This window comes from Bellilinea sp. (genome assembly GCF_034432615.1).
In the GTDB taxonomy this organism is placed as follows: Bacteria; Chloroflexota; Anaerolineae; order Anaerolineales; family Anaerolineaceae; genus Bellilinea.
Window position 1 is genome coordinate 1 of sequence record NZ_DAOUBL010000153.1, and the last position, 3268, is coordinate 3268.

At 52.1% G+C, this 3268-nt stretch carries 4 protein-coding genes; all 4 read left to right on the forward strand.

Going from position 1 to position 3268, the window contains the following annotated elements:
- Positions 1-1135: tetratricopeptide repeat protein (locus tag VAE48_RS07230; protein WP_322792646.1), on the forward strand; the 1135-nt coding region annotated here is incomplete at its 5' end.
- A gap of 19 nt (positions 1136-1154) precedes the next feature.
- On the forward strand, positions 1155-2531 hold the full coding sequence (locus VAE48_RS07235) for a tetratricopeptide repeat protein (protein WP_322792647.1): 1377 nt from the start codon (positions 1155-1157) through the stop codon (positions 2529-2531).
- Positions 2532-2684: 153 nt separating this feature from the next.
- The gene (groES, locus tag VAE48_RS07240; protein WP_322792648.1) at positions 2685-2984 is read left to right on the forward strand and encodes a co-chaperone GroES; all 300 of its coding nucleotides are present in this window, start codon (positions 2685-2687) and stop codon (positions 2982-2984) included.
- 36 nt (positions 2985-3020) lie between these two features.
- A partial coding sequence (locus VAE48_RS07245) for a TCP-1/cpn60 chaperonin family protein (protein ID WP_322792649.1) occupies positions 3021-3268 on the forward strand: 248 nt, incomplete at its 3' end.

The following is a 3268-nucleotide window of genomic DNA, read 5'->3' on the forward strand; positions in this document are numbered from 1 at the left end:
GGTACCGCAAACGCCGCCGTTGTTTGTGCCTACGCCCACCCCTACCCGTTCGCCGGAATCGTATCTGGCTGAGGCGGAACAATTTATGCGCGAGGGCAAGTTCAAACAAGCTATTCAGGTTTACCAGACGGCTTTGCTGGTCAACCCGGATAATCCGGCCATTTATCTGGCAATTGCCCGGCTGCAGGTGTATACCAACCAGTACAAGGCAGCCGTGGATAACGCCGGCAATGCACTGGTGATCAACCCGAATAATGCCGCGGCACTGGCGTTGCGCGGGTATGCGCAGGGGTTGAGCGGTAATTACCTGGATGCTGAGTCCTCCCTCAATCAGGCCATTGAGCTGGACCCGAACAATGCCGTGCCGTATGCTTATCTTGCCGAAGTGCTGGCGTTGAAATCCCAATCTTCGGCCGGGGATCCGGATGCCCTGAACCGTGCCATTGAACTTTCACGCAAGGCTCAATCCATGGCGCCCAATGCGCTGGAAACTCACCGGGCGCGCGGGCTGGTGCTGGAATTTACCACCAATTACGAAGAAGCTGTCGCAGAATTTGAAGCCGCAATTGCCCAGAACCCGTATATTGCCGATTTATATATTTACCTAGGCAGAAATTACCGTGCTTTGGGGGACTACCCGAAAGCCATTCGCGCCTTCACCAGTGCCAGCACGCTCAATCCTACCGACCCCCTGCCGTTGACCTACCTTTCCCGTACTTATTTCATTCAAGGCGAATTTGCCAGCGCCATTCAATATGCGGAAAAGGCCATCGAAAACAACCCCACCGATCCTTATCTTTATGGCAATCTGGGCGTGATGCATTACCGACGCGGTGATTATCCGCGTGCCATTCAGGCCCTTCGTCTGGCAGTGCAGGGAGGCACAACCGAAGATGGAAAAGTGGTTGAGGGATTGCCGCTTTCTTACTGGCCGGTGTCCGAATATTATTATATTTACGGCCTGGCGCTGGCTCGTCAGGCTCAGTGTGGCGAGGCGCTGCTGATTGCCCGGGCAGTGATGGAAACCGTTGCTATTGAGCAGATTTCGGTTGCCAATGCGCAGGAAATCATCAACATCTGCCAGCAAGTCGCTGAAGGCGGCCTGCCGACCCCCAGTCCGACACCCGAACCGTAAGGGTGGGATGGGATGAACCATGATTGACCTGAACAACAACCGCCCGATTTTCAGAAACCGAAACGGACACAACAATCCCTATCGGATTGTGGTTTTGCTGGCATTGCTGATGGCTGGTTTATTCATTTTACGGGGTTACCAGAGTGGACAGGTGGAAGCGCTGTTTCTTCCTACCCCCACACCAACCCGCATCCCGCGTTCTTATGCGCTGGAAGGGGAAACCCAATTCATTGCTGGCAATTTGCCGGGCGCAATTGCCGCTTACCAACGCGCAATGGAACTGGATCCCAGCGATGCGCGCTTGATTGCAGAACTGGCACGCATTCAAACCTATTATTCCAGTTTGTCCACCACCGACGCCATTCGCATTGAACGGTTGCAAGCTGCTCGGGAGAACATTGACAAAGCCACTGAACTGGCTCCTGAAGACTCTTTTGTGCTGGCCATTCGTGCCTTTGTTTATGACTGGAACTCAATTTACGCAGGAGAAAATGCTCAACGTTACCTCAATGAAGCCGAGCAGGCGGTTATTCGCGCGCTGCAGTTTGACAGCAATAACGCTCTTGCCCATGCCTATTATGCTGAGATTTTGATTGATCAACAAAAGTATGTTCAGGCAGATGAGAGTATGCGTCAGGCGCTGGAGCGCGGCCCGGATTTAATGGATGTTCACCGCGTAAGCGGATATGTACAGGAATCGCTGGGCGACTATCGAGCAGCCATTGAGGAATATCTGAAAGCCGCTGAAATTACACCCAACTTTACACCGCTTTACATTCGGATTGGAGCGAACTACCGCACATTGGGTTTGAAACGTGCTGAGGTGGTTGGCAGTGATCATCCAGAAGTCAAAGCGCTGTACGAAGAAGCGCTCACCTATTATGCCAAAGCGGTAGCCATCAACAAACAAATCGGTGTTCAGGATCCCATTCCGTACCTGGCAATTGGACGCACTTATTCTCAAATGGGGGAATTCTTTGCCGCCTCTTTGAATGTACGCACCGCATTGAGTATGCTGCCAGCGGATGCGGATATTTATGGTCAACTGGGGTTAGTTTATTTCCGGGCGCGCAATTATGAAAGCGCCATACCGGCTTTGCAGTGCGCCGTGCGCGGTTGTGACGCAGCCATCTCCTGTGAAGTGCGTCAGTGCAATCCCGATGTGGATCCCCCCATTGAAATTCAGGGGTTGGAATTGACGGGCGCTTCGTTGATTTATTACTATACCTATGGCTCGGTGCTGGCAGGTATGCACCGTCCCGGCCTGGAATATTGCCAGGAGGCGGTCAAGGTGCTGGCAGAGGTGCGCGCCCGGTATGGGGATGACCCAACCATCCGCGCCATCATTGATCCCAGCGAGCGCATCTGTGCTTCTTATGGAATTCAGGCGCCATAAACCGCAAAAAAATATCAGAATTTTGTAAGAGATTCTCTAAACCCCTTGACTTTCCCCTCAAAGGTGGGTATGATACGCACTAGTTTAGCACTCAGGATGAGAGAGTGCTAAAGTGCTCAGAATCCAATCGAATTTCAGTAGTGGGAGGTTTGTATGAGTATCAATCTAAAACCGTTAGGCAGCCGTGTCGTGGTTGAACCGATTGAACAGGAAGAAGTCACCGCTGGTGGTATCGTTCTTCCCGAAACGGCAAAAGAAAAACCCCAAAAGGGTGTCATTCTTTCGGTTGGCCCCGGTGACCGGGACGAAGACGGCAAACGCATTCCGATGGATGTGAAAGAGGGTGATACCGTCTTGTTTGCCAAATATGCAGGCACCGAAATCAAAGTAGAGGGCAAGAAATTGCTCATCCTGCGCGAGAGCGATTTACTCGCCATTGTTGAAACCAAGTAATTTTCAAAATCATCCTATAAGCGAAGGAGAACACCTATGGCAGCCAAACAACTGGTATTTTCGGAAGAGGCTCGCCGTCGTCTTAAGAACGGCATTGATATCGTTGCTACTGCAGTGGCAACCACCCTGGGCCCCAAAGGCCGCAATGTGGCACTGGACCGCAAATTTGGTTCACCCACCATTACCCATGACGGTGTGACCGTAGCCAAAGAAATTGAGCTGGAAGATCCGTTCGAGAACATGGGTGCTCAGCTGCTCAAAGAAGCGGCCACCAAAACCAATGA

What these genes read in the sequence shown, in the direction of transcription:
- VAE48_RS07235 (WP_322792647.1), top strand. Translation starts at nt 1,155, where the DNA reads ATGATTGACCTGAACAACAACCGCCCGATTTTCAGAAACCGAAACGGA.
- groES (WP_322792648.1), top strand. Translation starts at nt 2,685, where the DNA reads ATGAGTATCAATCTAAAACCGTTAGGCAGCCGTGTCGTGGTTGAACCG.